General features: G+C 75.7%; 7 protein-coding genes. All 7 read left to right on the forward strand.

Annotated elements, in window-relative coordinates:
• Positions 1-81: 81 nt before the first annotated feature.
• Positions 82-417 carry a WXG100 family type VII secretion target gene (locus tag VSR01_RS30855; protein ID WP_326452303.1) on the forward strand — a complete coding sequence of 112 codons (336 nt, stop codon included), beginning with the start codon at positions 82-84 and terminating at the stop codon, positions 415-417.
• Positions 418-497: 80 nt separating this feature from the next.
• Complete coding sequence (locus VSR01_RS30860; protein ID WP_326452304.1) at positions 498-785, forward strand: WXG100 family type VII secretion target; 288 nt, start codon at positions 498-500, stop codon at positions 783-785.
• Between the two features lie 6 nt (positions 786-791).
• Positions 792-1,349 carry a hypothetical protein gene (locus VSR01_RS30865; protein WP_326452305.1) on the forward strand — a complete coding sequence of 186 codons (558 nt, stop codon included), beginning with the start codon at positions 792-794 and terminating at the stop codon, positions 1,347-1,349.
• Between the two features lie 203 nt (positions 1,350-1,552).
• The gene (locus VSR01_RS30870) at positions 1,553-5,083 is read left to right on the forward strand and encodes a WXG100 family type VII secretion target (RefSeq protein WP_326452306.1); all 3,531 of its coding nucleotides are present in this window, start codon (positions 1,553-1,555) and stop codon (positions 5,081-5,083) included.
• Positions 5,084-5,141: 58 nt separating this feature from the next.
• A complete protein-coding gene (locus VSR01_RS30875; protein WP_326452307.1) occupies positions 5,142-5,579 on the forward strand; it encodes a YbaB/EbfC family nucleoid-associated protein in 438 nt (145 codons plus the stop codon).
• A 143-nt stretch (positions 5,580-5,722) separates the two neighbouring features.
• Positions 5,723-6,124, forward strand: coding sequence for a WXG100 family type VII secretion target (locus tag VSR01_RS30880; RefSeq protein WP_326452308.1), 402 nt, complete (start codon positions 5,723-5,725; stop codon positions 6,122-6,124).
• Positions 6,121-18,213 carry a WXG100-like domain-containing protein gene (locus VSR01_RS30885; protein WP_326452309.1) on the forward strand — a complete coding sequence of 4,031 codons (12,093 nt, stop codon included), beginning with the start codon at positions 6,121-6,123 and terminating at the stop codon, positions 18,211-18,213. Before VSR01_RS30880 ends, VSR01_RS30885 begins: the two co-directional genes overlap by 4 nt.
• Positions 18,214-18,241: the final 28 nt, after the last annotated feature.

Below are 18,241 nucleotides of genomic sequence, written 5' to 3' on the forward strand. Positions count from 1 at the left end.
TGACCGCCGACGGCGCCCGCCGCGGACCGGGATGGAAGAGCACGACACGACCGACGAGACCGACGAGAGGACAGCCCGACCATGGCACTGACATCAGTCGAACTCCAGGGAATGACCGCCGCCCAGGGCACCTTCCAGACCGCCCTGGACGAGGGCGCCACCTCCTACGCCCAGATGGCCGGCCAGATCGACGGCCTGCGCGGCAGCTGGACCGGTGACGCGTCCACGATCTACGGCAACGCCATGCAGGCGTGGCTGGACGACTTCAACAAGGTGAACCAGGCGCTGCGCACGATGCTGGAGAAGCTCCAGCAGAACACGAACGTGTACGCCAACACCCACGAGGAGACCCAGCAGACGGCCAACCAGGTCGCGCAGAACATCGCCTCGGGCGTCACCAGCCTGCCCGGCTTCTGAGCCGTACCCCGACCGCACCGACCACGGGTCCTTCACGACCCGACCGACCGACCCTACGAGCCATCGAAGGAGCCTCCCCCATGGCCACGTACACCGTCCAGATGGAGCAGGTCGACGTCATCGTCGGCGAGATGAACGCCATCACCCAGCGCATCAACCAGGCGCTGTCCGACCTGGACAACCAGGCGAAGATCAACCTCAGCGAGTGGACCAGCGACGCGCAGGCCACCTACGCCCAGGTCAAGGCGCAGTGGGACGCCGCCGCCGCGGACATGACGCAGAAGGCCGCCCTGGCCACCCAGCAGCTCGGGAGCATCAACGAGTACTACTCCCAGGGCGAGCGCGCGGGCGTCCAGCTCTGGGGCTGACCCGCCATGACCTACGGAACCCTCGACGGCACCCTTCCGCCGCCGCCCCCGAAGCCGAAGCACGACCTCCAGCAGTACGACGGCGGCACCACGCTGCCGCCCGGGCAGGGGACGTACAGCAACGACACCCCGTTCAGCCCGCCGGGGGTGCCCGGCGGCAAGGGCGGCGGCAAGGGCACGACGGTGGACACCCCGTCCATGAAGCTGTTCGCCGACAACATGGACAAGCTCATCGCGCCCACGCAGGCGGCGGCGAAGAAGCTGGACACGGTCAACGCCGCGCCCGGCGCCTTCTACCACGCCGACCAGATCCGGACGAAGGTCAACGGACTCAACGCCGACGACGGGCTCAAGGCCCAGTACGGCAAGGTGCTCGCGGACCTGGTGCAGGGGCTCGGCGACCTCCGGGACGGCGTCAGGGAGCTGGCGTCGCGCTACGCCACCCTGGAGGACGCGAACAAGATGACGGCCACCGACCTGGAGAAGGCGATGCAGTCGGCGAACGGCGACTTCTCCGTTCTGCTGACCGACTCCGGCGGGACGCCGCCGGCCACCGGCGCGTGACCGCCCGGTCGGCGGGGCGGCCCGGACCACCCGGGCGCCCCGCCGACCGGAACCGGCGGGCCGGCGGCCCGCCCGGGACGCACCGGCGACCGGCCGGCGACCGGCCGGCGGTGTACCAGCGGCGGACTAGCGGCGGACCAGCGGCGGACCAGCGGCGCACAGCGACGGCGCAACGACGGGGCGACGACGGAGGACTTGCTCACATGGGCACCGACTACGACAGCAACGGATTCAAGCAGGGCGACGACGGCGCGATCTACGGTGACCCGACGGCCACCGGCTCCATCTCCGACTACGACAGTTGGGACTGGAAGCAGATCGAGGCCGCGATCCGCGGCATGTCGGCCGGCACCAGCGACGCCGACAACCTCGACCACGCCGCGTCCGTCGCCTCGCCGCAGAGCCTCCAGGACGCCGCCAACGTCTTCTACCACGTCCAGGTGGTGCTGTCGGGCGTCGCACAGGCCCTCCACGACCAGGCCAAGGCGCTGGCCGGCAGCGACGGCCCGTGGAAGGGCGACGCCGCCGACGCCTTCTACGACATGATGGACACCTTCTCCAAACAGGTCGCCGCGACCTCCGACGTGCTGTCCGGCGGCAAGTCCGCGGACGGCGGCACCGGTTCGGGGAACTCCGTCCCGCAGCAGCTGGCGGACAACGCCGTCAACCTGCAGAACGCGCAGAACAAGATCGGCGAGATCGACGCCTGGTACGCCCACCAGGCCACGCTGATGGGCGTCACGCCGATGAGCAACGGCCTGATCCCGGTGAGCAAGAAGCCCGAGATCGTCAAGATGCTCAACCACGACATGCGGCAGGTGCTGAAGAACCTGGCCGCGGACTACCAGGTCACCGTCGACTCGGTGCGCCCGCCGGGCAGCATCACCGGCCCGTCCACCACCGACCAGCCGCCGGTCGACCAGCCGCCGCCGGACGACACCTCGGGCCAGTACCAGGCCGGGGACATCACCCCGGCCGACGTCAGCCCCCTGGACTACAACGGCGGCGCGCTCGCCTCCCGGATGCCCGACGACGCGCTGAGCCCCACCGAGGGGTTCGACCCCGCCACGTACGCGGCGGCGAACCCGTACTCCGGCAGCCTGGACACCAACGGGCCCGGCTCGGGCCTCGGCGGCGACGGCGACGTCAGCGGCCTCGGGGGACTCGGTCCCGACGGCGGCCTCAGCCCGTTCAGCAGCACCATGTCCCCGGCCGCGCTGGACCGGATGCTCAACCCCGACGCGTTCAGCGGCGGCACCGGCGTCGACGGTCCCGGCGGCCTGGGCGACGACTCCGGCCTCGGCGGCCTGGGCGGCACGGACCCGCGCTCGCTCGCGCGGACCGCGGACCCGGCGCCCTTCGCCGGCGACACCGGTCTCGGCGGCGACGGCGGCCTCGGCGGCCTGCCGCTGACCACGCCCAACGCCTTCCGCGGCGGCACCGGCCTGGACGGCAACGGTCTGCTGCCCGAGTCCGACCTCGCCGAGGACCCCAGCACCTGGAAGGACGGCGTGGGTGCGGCCGACTTCCCCGGCGACACCGGCATCGGCGGCACCTCCGGCCTCGCCGACGACCTCGGACTCGGCGACGGCGCGGGCCTCGGCGGCCTGGGCGACACCAAGGGCTTCTCGCCGACCGCCTTCCCCGGCAGCACCTCGACCACCGGCGCGATCCCGGGCGCCGGCGACCTCGGCCTGGAGAGCGAGCTCCCCGGCTTCACCCCCTCCGCGTTCCCCGGCACCACCGGCCTGTCCGCGAACCCCGCGGGCCTGGCCGGCACCCCGGGCGGCGGCATGCCGTTCATGCCGGGGATGGGTGGTGCGGCGCAGTCGGCGCAGGGTGGGTCGGAGCGTAGTGATGCGTCCGGTTTGCTGGATCCGACGGCGGAGCCGTGGACGGGTGATGCGGCTACGGCGGGTGAGGGTCTGTTGCCTGCTGGTGGTGTTCCGGTGGGTGGCGGTGAGGGGCTGGATCTGCCGGGGTACGAGCCGTCGGAGTTCCCGGGGTCGGCCGAACTCGGCGCGCAGACCGGCGGTTTGGCGGGCAGCCCGGGTGGTGGGATGCCGTTCATGCCGGGGATGGGTGGTGCGGCGCAGTCGGCGCAGGGTGGGTCGGAGCGTAGTGATGCCTCCGGTTTGCTGGATCCGACTGCCGAGCCGTGGACGGGTGATGCGGCTACGGCGGGTGAGGGTCTGTTGCCTGCTGGTGGTGTTCCGGTGGGCGGTGAAGGGCTGGATCTGCCGGGGTATGAGCCGTCGCAGTTCCCGGGTACGGCCGAACTGGGCGCGCAGGCGGGCGGTTTGGCGGGCAGCTCGGGTAGTGGGATGCCGTTCATGCCCGGCATGGGTGGTGCGGCGCAGTCGGCCCCCGGTGGGTCGGAGCGTAGTGACGCCTCCGGTCTGCTGGACCCGACCGCCGAGCCCTGGACCGGCGAGGGCGAGCCCGCGTACGACGGCGAAGCGGCGGCCGGGACCGTACCCGGCGGGCAGGGGTCGCTCGATCTGCCCGGCGGCCTCCCCGAGGAGTCGGAAGCCGTCGCGGGCGGCGGCGTACCCGGCATGATGATGCCGGGCGCGGGCGGCCTCGGCGCGGGTGGCGCGGGCCGGGAGGAGGGCGTGGCCTCCGACGCGTCCGGGCTCCTGGCGCCCAGCGCGGAGCCGTGGACCGAGCCGGCCGCGCCGGACGCGGAGACGCCGGGCGCGACGCCGGCCGGAGCCGGGACGGACACGCTGTCCGGGTCGGTCGCCGGCGCGGAACCGGGCGTCGGGACGGGTGTGGCGCCGGCCGTCGCCGCCGCGCCGGGCGCGAGCGGCTTCGACGGCACCGGCGGCACCGGCGGCACCGACGGCACGGACGGCGGGTTCGCGGTGCCTGCCGACGCGGAGGCGCCCGCCGCGCCCGCCGCCACCCCGTTCATGCCGATGGGCGGGATGCCAGCCGCCGGCGGGTCCGGCCGCGGCGACGAGGACGACCGCGGCACGCTCGTGGAGCCGACCGCCGAGGAGTTCGCCGAGCCCGCGGCCCCCGAGGCGCTGGCCGCGGACGCGCTCGCGGCCGGCATCAGCGCCCCGGCCGCCGCGCAGGGCCCGGCCACGACGGGAGCCGCGGCAGCCGGGCAAGCCCCGGCCGCCGTCCCCGCCGCGCCGGAGTCCCGACTCCCCGCGCACGCCTCCTACGAGGAACCGGCCGGCGCGGAGCCCGCAAACGACCCGCTGGTCGTGCTGCGTCCGGCCGACGACGACCTGTCCGAGGACGACGCGGCGGCCTGGGGCGTGGCGGGCGCCTCGCTCGTACCGCTGCTGTGGGCCGCGCGCCCCGAGGAGGAGGGGGAGATCACCGCGCCCGGGTACGCGACCGCCGACGAGGGCACGTGGGGCACGGCGCCCGCGGCCGGCGCCCGTGCCGGTGACGGCTCCGCGCAGACGCAGGCCGGCCTCACCGCCGCGGACGGCGCTCCGGACGGCGCCGACGAGGGCCGTCCGCTGGCCACCTGGCGGCCCCAACGCCCCACCGCCTCCGGCGAGTCGGCCGTCCCGGCGGTTTCCGAGCCGCTGCTGTCCTGCGCGCCGGACGCGGAGGACGAGGAGTGGGACGAGGAGGAGCCCGAGGCGTCGGCGCCCGAGGAGCCCGCCGACGAGGAGGGCGCCACGCGCGGGATCGCCGACCTGCTCGTGCAGGAGGGCGACACCTGGGGCTCGGCGCCCGCCCCCGGCGGCCCGGAGGGGCTGTACTGAGCGGCCCGCGCAGGCCGGCGCCGTCGCGGACGCGGGAGCGAGGACAGGAGAGGGAGCCGTGAGCACACCGTACGACCAGGACATCGAGGAACTCCTCGCGCTGTACCGCAGGCAGCGTGAGGAGGCCGCCGAGACGCGGCGCCGGATCAACGAGGTCACCGGCACGGCGACCGCGCCGCGCCAGGCGGTGAAGGTCACCGTCGGCGCGCAGGGCGACGTGACGGCGATCGAGTTCCCCACCGGCGCCTACCGCCGCATGGCGCCCAAGGAGTTGGCGGACGCGCTGCTCGCGACCATCCGCGAGGCGCGGGCCGAGGCGCTGGAGAAGGTCGCCGAACTCACCTCGCTCGCCCTGCCACCCGGGGTGAAGGTCGCCGACCTGCTGCGCGGCGAGGTCGACCCGGCGGCGATCCTGCCCGACGATCCGGCGATGCCGGACACCGTCCGGGACTACATCGACAACGGACTGCCCGAGGGAGCCGCCCGCCGCACGTGACAACAGGGCTCAGCGGTCCGCAGCCCGGCGCGCGGTCGGCCGCCCGCGCGCACCTCCGCCCCTGGCCCGCCCCCAACCGCCCGCCCGCACCCGCCCGTTCACTTCTCACACCCCGAAGATCCCGCACACCCCAGGGAGTTCCCATGTCAGGCGAGTCGTTCTCGGTCGACACCGACGGTCTCACGGCGCAGATGCCGTACATGCAGGAGCTGGCCCAGCGCTTCGTGAACATCCACGACGAGCTGGAGTCGAAGCTGGGCTCGCTCGGCGAGTGCTGGGGCCGGGACAGGTCGGGCGAGGCGTTCCTGCGGCAGTACGCCAAGCCCAAGGGGCAGATCCTGGACGCCGCGCAGCAGGCCGGCGAGGTGCTGCGCAGCACCGGCGACGGCCTGGAGACCATGGCCAAGGGCTATCAGCGGATCGAGGCGCAGAACGCGGAGTCCGCCAGGAAGCTGGGAACGTCCCTGGAGCCGGGCTCGGTGCCCGGCGGCGAGCACGGCGGCCAGGGCGGCGAGGGCGGCGGCCGGGGGTCCGGCCGCCGGTGAGCGTCAACCTGCCTCCCGAACTCGGCTGGGTCGCCCGCCTCGCCGTCGGCCAGGCGTGGCCGAAGGGCGACGAGGACAAGATGCACAGCCTCGGCCTGGCCTGGGACGAGGCCGCGCAGGCGCTCGCCGCGATCAGCCGGGAGGTCAGCCCCGCCACGCGGGGCGTGCTCAACAGCATCGGCGGGTCGGTCGCGGACGAGTTCGCGTCGTTCGTGAAGCAACTCCAGTCGAACCTGCCGGACATGGCCGAGGCGTCGTCCCAACTGGGCGCGCTGGGCAAGAACACCGGGGCGCAGCTCGAGTACGCGAAGTACATGATCCTGGCCCAACTCGTGTGGCTGGCCTTCGAGATCGCCCAGATGGCGTTCTGGGCGCCGGAGGCCATCCCCGCGCTGATCACCTCCGCGCGGCTGGTCGTGCAGATGCTGCTGCGCCGGCTGCTGACGGCCATCGCCACCGGCGTCGGCATGATGGTCGGGATGGACGCGATCATCCAGAGCATCCAGCTGCTCAAGGGCGACCGCACCCACTGGAGCGTGGAGAACACGGTCTCCGCGATCGAGAGCGGGGCGATCGGCGGCGCCATCGGCGGACTCGCCTTCGGGCTGGGCGGCGCCTTCTTCCCGAAGTTCGGCAACTCGCTGTTCGGCAAGGGCGTCCTCGGCGGGATCTCCGGCGTGGGCAGCACCGCGGCACTCAACGGGCTGTTCAACAGCGGCGAGCCGGAGGACCTCGGGTTCGGCGGCGCGGCCGGCGCGATCGGCGGGATGGCGGGAGGCGGCGGCAGGCGCCGCTTCGGCGGCGGCGACAAGACCAAGGTCGACGACGTCGACTTCCACCTCCCGTCCACCCTGGACCTGCCGAACCTGCACGGCCCCGCCGAGGGCCCCGGCGGCTTCGGCGGCCACGGCGCGGGCTTCGGCTCCGACAAGGGCTTCGATCCCGGCGGCGGCTTCGCCTCCGGCAAGGGCGGCGGTACGGGCACGGGCGGCGGTACGGGCAGGGGCGCGGGCTCCGGCGGCGGCTCGGGGCGCGGCGCGGGGCGCGGCTCGGGGGGTGCGCCGCACGCGACGGGCGGCGGGCCCGTCAGGACCACGGGCGGCGACGGCCACGCGACGGGCACGGCCTCGGCGACACGCCCGCCCGTCGAGTCGGCGGGCGCCCACGGGCCGGTGGCGGAGCAGTCCTTCCGGCCCCCGGCCACCTCCCGCGGAGCCGGCGCTGGCGGCAGTGCGTTCACCCCGCGCGCCGCGCCACCCGCCGCGTTCGCCGAGACCCCGGCGAACGCGGGCGAGGGGCGCGGTGGCGCGCCCGCCGGGCGCCAGGGCGTACCGGCGAGCGGTGAACTGCCGGGCTTCAGCACGGCGTTCCCGTCCACCGCGAACCGGGCGCCGACCGGTACGGGAGCGGCCGGCGGTGACCGGACGCTGCCGTCGACCGCCACCGGCCGCGACACGACGAACACGCACACGGGCGCGGCCGGCGGCCTCGGCTTCTCGCCCGGGACGGACCGGGCGCCCGCGAGCACGGGGGCGACCGCTCCGCGGGCGTCCACCGACGCGCCGCCGGTCCGCGGGTCGGGCGGGACCGGAGCGACGGGCGACGGCGCGTCGCGGTACGCGGCGGCCCCGGGCCCGCAGACGACCCGCACGACGGGCGGCGGACAGGAGCAGACCCCGGCCCAGGTCCGGTCCGCGCCGACCGGCTCCGGCGGCGCGGCACCGGCGGCGCAGCCCGTGCGGGCGGGGTCGGGCCCGACGTCCACCGCGCCGGCGGCCCCCGGCCGGGGAGCGGGCCCGGCCGCGCCGGTCCACTCCACCGCCGGCCACGGCGGCGCCTCGCGCACCTCGCACACCGACCCCGCCGAGGTCGCGCCCCGCGCCCCCCGGCCCCCGACGACGACGGTCACCGACCACAGCGCCGCGGCCCCCGGCCCGAGCACGGGCGGCGGCGCACCCGGACACACCGCCGGCGCCGCGCCCGGCGAGGGGAGCGGCGCCACGACGCAGCCGCACCCGCCCCCGGCGACGACGCCCGAGCCCGTCGCGACGACGCCCGAGCCGCACCGGCCGCCCGAGACGATCGCCGAGACCACCGGACCCGGCGGCTCCCCCCTCACCGCGCCGTCGACGCCCGCCCACAGCCCGGCGGTGTCGACCGCGCCGAGTGGACCGGCCCCGTCCGGCGCCGGCGTCGGACGCGGCGGGACGGGCGGCGACGCACCCGTGCACACGCTGCCGGACGTGCCGACGCGCGCGCCCTCGCCCGAGTCGGCCCTGAGCAACTCGTCGACGCCCGGCGGCAGTTCGGCGCACACGCCGCCCGAGGCGCAGCCGCACGTCCCGGCCGTCACACCCGCGCCGGGCCCGGTCGCGTCCGGCGGCCTCGGCGGCGGGACCCACGCCGATACGGGCGGCGATCCCGTCCACGTGCTGCCGGACGTGCCGACGCGCGCGCCCGGCGCCGAGCCCGCGCCCGGTGAACCGGTGATCCTCGGCGGCGCCGGCGGTACCGGCGGGGGGCCCGCGCACGTGGCTCCGGACGTGCCGACGCGCGCTCCCGGGAACGGGCTCGCGCCGGCTGGGTCGGGCAGGGCGGCCGAGCCGGTGGCGGCCGCGGGCGCCGGCGGCGGTCCGGCGCGCACGGTCTCCGGGACGCCGGCCGCCGCCTCCGCGCCCGCCCCCGTCGTGCCGACCCGGTCGACGGCTCCGGCGGCGTCCGGCGGCGGTCCGGCACGGGCGTTCCCCGAGGCGCCGACGCACGCACCCGGCGCGGAACCCGCCCCGGCGGTCGCGACCGCGTCCGGCGGCGGCACGGGCGGCGCCCACGAGGGACCGGGCGGGGGTGCGCCCGTGCGCGCGTTCCCCCAGGCGCCGACGCACACCCCGGGCGGCGAGCCCGCCCCCGCGGCCGCGGCCCACGGGCCGGGCGACGGGCCGGCGCCGCGGGCCGTGCCGGGCGTCGGCGGAGGGCGCGGGGTCGCCGACCTGGAGGGGCTCGGCGTGCCCGACCACCCGGTGGGGGACACCGGAGGGTCCGCGCACCCCCTCGACGGCGCCCCCGACGCGCCGACCGCCCCGCCCGTCTCGCCGTTCGCGCACGTCGGGCCGCGCGTGGACGCGCTGGACCGCGCGGGGCAGGCCGCGGGGATGACGCCGTCGGAGCGGCAGGGCTACCGCCAGGCCGTCGACCAGGCGGCGCGCTCGGGCAATCTCGACGAGACCACTCGCCAACTCCAGGCGTTCCGCGAGCATGTGGAGACGCGGACGCTCAACCAGCGCTACGACGCGTTCCGTCAGCACGCGGACGGCGGTTTCGGCGCCACCCGGGCGCCCGAGTCGCAGCGCGGCACCTGGGACACCCTCGTGGACGCGGTCGAACAAGCCCGCCGCGGGGGCGATCCCGACCTGCTGGACAGCCATCTGCGGGAGTACACCGACTTCGTGGAGCAGCACGCCCCCTCGGAGGTGCTCACCGGACGCGACGCGCCCCAGCCGTACCACCCGGACGTGGAGAACGTACGACGCCAACTGGCCACCGCCACCGGCCCCGACGCGGACCGGCTGCGCGCCCAGCTCGCGGACCTCCAGCAGACCGCCGACCTCGGCGACCGGCTCGACCGGCTGAACGACCGGCCGGGCGGCCCGGACCCGCAGGAGGCCGCGCTCGTCCAGGCCGTCGGCCGCGCGGACAGCCCGGAAGCCGCGGCGCGGGCCCTCGACCAGCTCCAGGACCACCGCGCCGACCAGGCGCTCCAGCAGCGCATCGACCGGCTCGGCTCCGACCACGTGCCCGAGACCGGCGGCGGTCGCGGCACCCCCGCCGATCTGGGCACCCGCCTCGACGGGCTGCGCGGCGACACCGACCCGCACGAGCAGGCGCTGCTCCAGCAGATCGACCACGCGTCCACCCCCGACGAGGCGGCGCGTGCGATCGACGCCCTCCACGACTACCGCGACCAGCAGGACCTGCACAACCTCCAACAGCGCCTGGACCAGCTCGACTCCGGACCCGACGAGCGCTCCGGCGGCCGGCCGGACCTGCCCACCGACGACGAACTGCACAACCGCCTCGCCGCGTTGGGCGACGGCGACGACCCCGTCGCGAACAACCTGCGGCAGCAGGCGTTCGACGCGCACTCCCCGCAGGACGCCCAGCGCGCGCTGGACGGCCTCGCCGCGCATCAGGAGCAGGTGCGGCAGCAACGGCAGGACGAGGCGAACCGGCTGAGCCAGGCCCTCGACCAGGCGGAGCAGCAGCACACCCGCGACCTGCTGGACGGGCGGCAGGACGCCGCGGCGCGGTCCGCGCGTGCCGCCGCCGATCTGCGCGACCAGCTCGACCACGCACGGCCGCACGACCAGCAGACCTCCGACCTGCGGCAGGAACTCGGCCGGGGAATCGGCGGACCGCGCGGGCAACAGGACCCCGGCCACCTCGGCCGCATCGGCGCGGGCCGGAATCCGGCCGAGACCCACGGACCGGCGGCCGGCGCTGGCGACAGCCGGACGCAGCAGCGCCCCCAGCCGGTGGCCGAGGACGGCACGTCCCACGACGCGCCCGTGCAGCGCCCCCAGCCCGTCGCCGAGGGCGGCGCCTCGCACGCCACGCCGCTCGACACCGCGCACGACGCACCGGTCCGGCAGCCGCGGACGGACGGCGGTGACGGCTCCGCGGCCGTACGCCCTGCGCCCGACGCCGGCACGGGCCGCGTCCCGCTCCGGGAGGACTCGGAGCCGTCCGAGCAGCAGGCCGCGCCCGCGACCGTCCCGCCGGAGGAGAGCGCCGCCCGGACCGGCGACGACCCGGCGCACAGCCCGGTGCCGGACACCAGCGGCCTGGACGAACTGCTGCACCGCCCGCCCGCGGAGGGCGGCGACACGCCGCTGGACCAGCACGTGCCGGTGGGGGAGCAGCACACGCCGGTGGACACGCGCCCGCCCGCGGTCCAGCGTCCGCCGGCGAGCGAGCACCCGTCCGCGGTGCGGCGCACGCCGACGGGCCAGCACAGCCCCGCGGGCGACCACACGCCCGTGGACCAGCACGCCCCCGCCGTCGAGCACGCCCCCGCGAGCGACCACACCGCCGTGGCGCCGCCGCCGGTCCGGCTGAACCACGCGCCGCGGTTCGTCGTGCGGTCGTCCTTCGACCAGCGGCGGTTCACCGTCGGCGACCAGACGTACACCGATCTGACGGTCAGGGTCGCGCTGCACCCAGGAGACGCCGACCCGCACAGCGTCGCCGACACGCGGAACCGCGTGGACGAGGGCGTCCAGAGGTACTTCAACGACCCCGGCTACCGGCTGCCCAACGGCGACCGGCTGCACCTCACCGTCGAACACGTGGCTCCGGGTGAACAGGCCCATCTCGACGTTCAGTTGACACACGGCGACGGCGAGGGCGGCGGGCACACCGACCAGCGGACCTGGCCGGCCGGCGCGGCGCCGATCACGTACGCCCACGAGATCGGGCACCAGATCGGCCTACGGGACGAGTACCGCGGCGCCGACGACGAGCAAGGGCCCTCCGTCACCGGCGGGTTGATGGGCAACTACCACGTGCCCTCTGCACACGGCCTGCCGCAGGGCGGTCTGGGCGACCGGCACCTGTCGCTGCTGGGCGCGCTCACCGGGACCGGCGCCGAGGCGCCGCACCCGGGGGAGGGCGCGGCTACGGCCGCGGAGCCGAAGCCGGCCGCTGGCAGCGGCTCCCGCGGGGACGTGGCGGACGACCCCGCCTGGCAGGCCGCTCGCGCCCAGATCACGCCGACTCCCCGCAGCCACGTCCACGTCGATCCGGTCACCGACCCCCTGGCCCAACCCGCGCCCACCCCGCGCACGACGTCCACGCAGACCCCGCCGCCGCCCGTGGAGCACGAGCCGGTGACCGTGCCGGTGGAGCACGAGCCGGTGACCGTGCCCGCCGAGACCCCGGCCCCGCACGAGGAGCAGGTCACCGCCACCCCGCAGGAGACCCACACCCACACCTCCGAGCCGGAGCCCGAGCCCGCGACCACGACTGCCGAGCCCGCGACCACGACTGCCGAGCCCGCGACCACGACTGCCGAGCCCGCGACGACCGCCCCGGGGACGGAGACCAGCGGGCGGCCCGAGGGGGACCCGCCGCCGCAGCTGACGGACGACTGGCACAACTCCTCGCTCGCCGGCAAGCGGATCACCGAGGCGCCCGGGCCGGAGGCCGTACGACAGCGCGTCGAGTCGCTGCTCGGCGACAAGGCCCGCGACCCGCTGGTGGTGCAGCGGCTCAACGGCCAGTTCGACCCCGCCAACTTCCGCAAGCAGTACCCCCGGATGGTCAACGGCGGCTGGCGCTTCCCGATCCACGTCGACGGCCACCCGTACGAGGTGCGGGTCGGCGCGGACACGACGCCCTGGCAGCTGGACCCGTCCCGCGACGCGGGCAAGGACAACGACGGCGACGGGCTGGACGTGAAGTCCGGGAACGAGTTCGCGCCGCCCAAGGTCAAGACGGAGCTGTCCACGTCGCAGGCGGGGATCGACCACAACCCGCTGCTCATCCAGCCCGTCAACCCCGATCTGCTCGTCCTGGTGACCGGTTCGGCGAAGGCCGGCGGCGCGTCGCACGGTGTGGAGACGACGAGCAGCACCTCGGCGAAGTCCGGCGACGAGGTCAAGCTGACCGGGAAGACCGACAGTTACACCTCGCAGGCCACGTTCGACGTCCAGGTCGTGGACCACAAGGGACAGCCGCTCACGGCGCCAGGCCCGGACGGTACGGCGACCCGTCCCGCGCCCGCGCCGCCGATCACCGGCCAGTTGCGCGCCGACGTCCCCCGGTCCAACCCCCGTTCGGAGACCGGCCCGCAGACCTGGCAGGGCTGGAACCCGCCGGCCGCGGCGACCACAGCGGGCGCGCCGGCCACCGCGGGCGGCGCCCACCCCTCGACCGGCACAGCGACCGGCACAGCGCCCGGGACCATGCCCGGCACCGCGACCGGCACCGGCGCCCGGACCGCGCCTCCCCCGACCGCGCCCGCTGCCGGACACCCGCTGACGATCACCGGCCTCGGCGGCGTCCGCGACGCGGTCTTCGACGCGCTGCCCAAGGACGCGCAGCCCGGCGGCACCGCGCACCAGGACATCGTGGACTTCCTCGATCCCGACCACGTCACCGAGGAGTTCGAGCAGGTCTCCGGCAACGGCCTGGTCTCCAAGCCGCTGCGGCTGTCCGACGGCGGCACCGGCTTCCTGCGGCTGACCGCGGAACCGGGCACCTCCACGGTGCTGCACTCGACGGACACCACGACCGGCTCCGGGTTCACCAGCGGCGGCGAGCAGGCCCGCAACCACTCGCAGAGCAGCGGATGGGCACTGGGCCTGGGCGGCGGCGCCTCCGGCCAGGTGTGGCACAACCCGGCGACGAAAGAGACCAAGTGGCTGACCGGCACCGGCAGTTACACATACGGGCAGTCGACGGCCCATGGCGCCAAGGGCATCCAGAAGGTCGAGGAGAACAACTCCGTCGAGCACAAGGGTCCCGCCGACGTCGTGAGCACCCCGACCCGGTTCCGCGTCTGGCTGACCCGGCAGCAGCTGTCACCGGGCACCGACGGCCTGCACACCACCACGACCGAGGAGATCACCGACCACACTCCGCCGCCCGCCCCCGCGCCCGGCAGCCATGTCCTGCAGATCGAGCCGCCGCGGCGGGCGCCCACCGGTGAGGTCGTCCGCGTCCTGCCCCGGCCGCCGGAGCCGTCCGCCGGCACCGAGCACGCGCCCGCGACGCACGCGCCCGCGTCCCAGGCGCCTGCGACCCACGCCCCCGCGACGCACGCGCCTGGGACACAGGCCCCTGCCACCACCCCGACCGCCGGCGCCACCGCGACGCCCCCGCCCGCGGTCCGACAGCCGCCCGCCGGCGGGCAGTTGACCGGCCCCGGGCTCGTCCAGCGCACGACCTACTCCCACTTCCCGGGCTCCGAGCAGCTGGAGCAGCACATCGTCCGGACGTTGTGGCAGACGGCCCCCGGACTGCTGCCCCCGCCCGAGGCCGTGCACCCGCCGCAGGGCGGAACCGCCGGCGGCCACCCGCCGGTTCGGGTCTCGCCCAAGGCCTTCACCAACCTCGCCGACCTGCGGCGTCAGATCGCGCCCTCGCAACTCGACGGCAACGGCCGCAACCTCGTGGACGGCACCTTCAAGATCAGCCTGGACAGCTCGCACCTGCCCGGGCTGAACGCGAAGACCCACGACATCCTGGTGCGGGCGAACCTCGGCGACGGCGCCCACCAGGGCGCGCACCCGGCCACCGCCAAGAACTCCCTGACCCAGAGCGCGGGTTCGGAACGCTCGGTCAGCCAGGGCAGTTCGCACACGGTCGCCGGCAGCGGCAACCTGCGCAGCTCGCTCGACCACACGGACTTCCAGCGCGGCTTCTTCAACGTCAACGCCGACGGCGGTTACGCGCCCACGCACGGCACGACGATCGGCGACACCACCGAGGTGAAACGGACGCTGACGGTGGACGGCGACCGCGACCGCTACTCCTACCCGGTGTCCTTCGACGTCCTGACGGTCCGTCAGGACCCGGACCACCCGGTGCTGCGGGTGCCCACGCTGCCCACCGAGGCGCACCACCAGCAGGTGCGGCACGTCGACACCGGCGGCGGCCACGTCACCGTCGACGTGGGCAGGACCGAGACGCCCGCGACCCCGCCGCCGCGCCAGGTGACCGTCGACCGGCTGCCGGACCACCACCTCGTGGAGCACGTCGGCGACGAGGACGCCTACCGCGACCACGCCCGGCAGGCGATCGAGAATGCCTTCAACAGCCGCCACGACAACGGGCATTCGCCGCTGCCCGTGCACATCCCGTCCCTCGACGACCTGGTGAACCCGCTGGCCGGGCAGGCCCACCTGCGCGCGAACGTCTCGGCGTCGCACGGCGGCTGGTCCAACACGGCCGACCAGCACGTCGGTTCCGGCCGCAACCGGGACACCGCGGGGCTGTCCCAGCGCACCCAACTGCACAACCTCACCTACCGCGAGACGCTCTCCGGCGACGGCAAGCTGGACGTCGAGACGAAGACCGAGACGTCGGTGAAGGTGCAGGACAGCACGGCGATCACCGGAAAGGGCGGTGTGGGCGGGGACTTCGGGCGCTTCCCCGGCACCCCGCACGACCCGCACGCCTCGACGTACCAGCTGCGCGGCGGCGCCAAGGGCAAGGGATCGTACGGCCACAGCGGCGCCGACGCGGTCAAGCACACGTTCACGACGAGCCGCAAGACCTCGCAGAACGGCCCGTGGCACGTCTACGAGGGCGACGCGCGCATCACCTTGCAGGGCAGGGTGACCGGTTCCACCGGCGAGACCACGTACGGCGATCCGGTCAGCCACGACCATCGGGTCCGGATCCTGCTCTCGGACGACGACGTACGGGCCATGACGCAGCCGCCGCGCCCCGCGACGGACACCGGCACGGACGCGACCACCGGGACGGGCATTCGGACGGACACGGGCACGGGCACCGGCCCCCGTACGGGAACGGACACCGGTATGGGTGCCAGCACCGGCACGGTCCAACCGCCGCGCCGGTCCGTCCCGTTGGAGAACGGCGTCAGCGGCGGCAGCCGGATCGAGATCCCCTCGACCGACGAGATCCTGAAGGAGATCGACCGGCAGATCCGCGGCGGCTCGGTCCGCCCCGGCGACCTGGAAGCGGGCAACGGCCTGGGCGACGTCCCGGTGTCCGCGCTGCCGTTCGCCGACGTGATCACGCCCGACCACCTCGGAGCGCACTACGACGACCTGGTCGGGCCCGGCCTGCTCGTCCACCGGGTGGACAACCACCACGGCGTGCGCACGGTGACCCAGGCGCTGATCAAGGCGACGCCCGGCGGCTGGCAGCACGACGGGCGGCAGTCCGACGGCGGCTCGACCCGCAAGGTCACCGTCAGCGAGGCGGTCAGCGGTGACAGCGGCCGCTCCTGGTCGGCCGGCGGCGAGGGCAACATCCGCGCCTCGTACCGCGCCCCGACGGCCGAGAACCACCTCAACAACGTGACGTACAACGCGACCGGCGGCGCGGAGGCCAAGGGCAGCACCACGCACTCGTCCAGCCAGACCACCAAGGTCGACTCCAAGACGACCTCGTCGGGCAACCTGCACAAGTTCAGCAGCCCGATGCGGTTCGACGTCACGGTCACCCGGCGCAACGCGACGCAGCGCTTCGTCAACCTGCCCGCGCCCGTGCCCGTACGCCCGAACTGGCGGGCCACGGCGTGGGTGCCCGAGTCGATGACGACCACGGAGCCGGCGCCGGCCGCCCACCCGCAGACGGCCGGCGGCGCCACGACGGCCACGACCCCCGCCGGGTCGCACCCGCCGGGCACGCAGGCCGGACCGAGCACGCAGCACCAGCCGCCGGTCCAGCCCGGACCCGGCGCCCAGCACCGGCCCGGCGACCAGGGCGGCGACCGGCCCGGCGACCAGGGCGGCGGCACCGAGCTGGGCCCGGTGAACGGCACGCCCGAGCAGCGGCAGCAGTGGCGCGACGACTTCGCCTCCGGCCACGACCTGGTCGGCGTGTACCACCCCGAGCAGCTGATCGACACGGCGCACACCGTGCTGAACACGCCGCGTCCCTGGGGCAACGGCGTCCTCGGCCGCACCGGCTCCGCCATGTCCCAGGCGTGGAACACCACGAGCGGCGCGCTGGGCAGCGCCGCGCGGTCGATCACGCCCGACGCGGCCCTCGCCGTCGTGGACTCCTTCGTCCACGACCCGCGGCTGGGCCCCGGCCACCCACTGCACAACGAGCAGACCGCGCCGCTGCCGCAGCAGATCTCCACCCGGCAGGCGCTGTCCGGGCAGGCGCTGTCCACGGTCTTCCCGAACCTGAAGGACCCGGTCGGCGGCTACCGCACGGTGCCGCTCGGCGCGGACGGCAGCACCGGCCTGAAGGTCACGATGGAGCCGACCGGCCCGGCGCAGGAGGTGGGCCGTCGCGACGACGCCAAGGACGAGATCACCGTCTCCACCGAGGACGAGCTGACCACCTCGGCGAAGGCGGGCGCCTCGTACAGCGTCACCCCCGCCGACGTGCAGTTCCTGACCCGCAACCCGGGCGTCGTGGTGCCGGTGCCGGGCCTGAACTCGGTGCAGATCAGCCGCGACCAGTCGCTGACCGCGGACTCCGCCGTCACCCACGCGCCCGGCGTCCCCGGCCGCAGCCCGGCCCCGGTGACGGTCCCGCACGGCCTCACCGGCGACAAGCCCGGCCAGGGCACGACCGAGGGCGTCCAGCGCCTGCTGCGCCAGCCGGTGCGCATCACCCTCCAGAAGTACGACGGCAACGGCGTCTACGGAGCCCCCGCCACCACCGACCACCACGCCTACTACTGGTCCACGGCCCCCCAACAGCCCACCGAGACGCCGACCCCGGAGACGACGCAGACGCCGGCGGGGACGTCGACGGGGACCGCCCCGGAGACGGTCACGGTCACCGACACCGTCGCCCCTCCCGTCCCGACGATCCACGTCACCCCGCCGCCGGAGACCCACGTGGTGCCCGCGCCGCCGCCCGCCGCGCACCTCGCGCCGCCGCCCGCCGCGCATGTCCCGCCACCTGCCGCCGCCGCGCCCGCGCCGCCGTCGTCCGCCGCCGCGCCGGTCGTGCAGCACATGCCGCCCGGCGGCGACGAGAGCGCCGCCCCGGGGCAGTTGACGGACGCGCAGCGCGCCTGGGTGGCGAGCAGCGCGCGGCAGACGGCCGCGGGGATCGCCGCGGCGGTGGCCGGGGGAGGGCCGGTGCCGGTGGTCAGGATCGAGGGCAACGCGGTGGTGTCGGTCGACGGCGTGCCGCACTTCGGCCGCTCGCTCCAGCTCGCCGACGACCGCGCCAGGAAGGTCGCCGCGGCCTACGGCGCCGCGCTGACCGCCGCCATGGACGAACTGCGCGCCTCGGGCCGTCCGCTGCCGCCCGACCAGGACGTCCTGGTCACCTTCGGTCCCTCCGTGCCGTGGCCCCCCGTGGCCGGCGCGCAGGCGCCGGGCGGAGAGGTGACCGTCGTCCTCGCCCCGCCCCGCCCGGCGACCGCCTGACACCCCCGGACACCCCGGCGGACCCGCC

Origin of the sequence: Actinacidiphila sp. DG2A-62 (assembly GCF_035825295.1) — a bacterium.
Classification (GTDB): domain Bacteria; phylum Actinomycetota; class Actinomycetes; order Streptomycetales; family Streptomycetaceae; genus Actinacidiphila.

What these genes read in the sequence shown, in the direction of transcription:
- VSR01_RS30855 (WP_326452303.1), top strand. Translation starts at nt 82, where the DNA reads ATGGCACTGACATCAGTCGAACTCCAGGGAATGACCGCCGCCCAGGGC.
- VSR01_RS30880 (WP_326452308.1), top strand. Translation starts at nt 5,723, where the DNA reads ATGTCAGGCGAGTCGTTCTCGGTCGACACCGACGGTCTCACGGCGCAG.
- VSR01_RS30870 (WP_326452306.1), top strand. Translation starts at nt 1,553, where the DNA reads ATGGGCACCGACTACGACAGCAACGGATTCAAGCAGGGCGACGACGGC.
- VSR01_RS30860 (WP_326452304.1), top strand. Translation starts at nt 498, where the DNA reads ATGGCCACGTACACCGTCCAGATGGAGCAGGTCGACGTCATCGTCGGC.
- VSR01_RS30865 (WP_326452305.1), top strand. Translation starts at nt 792, where the DNA reads ATGACCTACGGAACCCTCGACGGCACCCTTCCGCCGCCGCCCCCGAAG.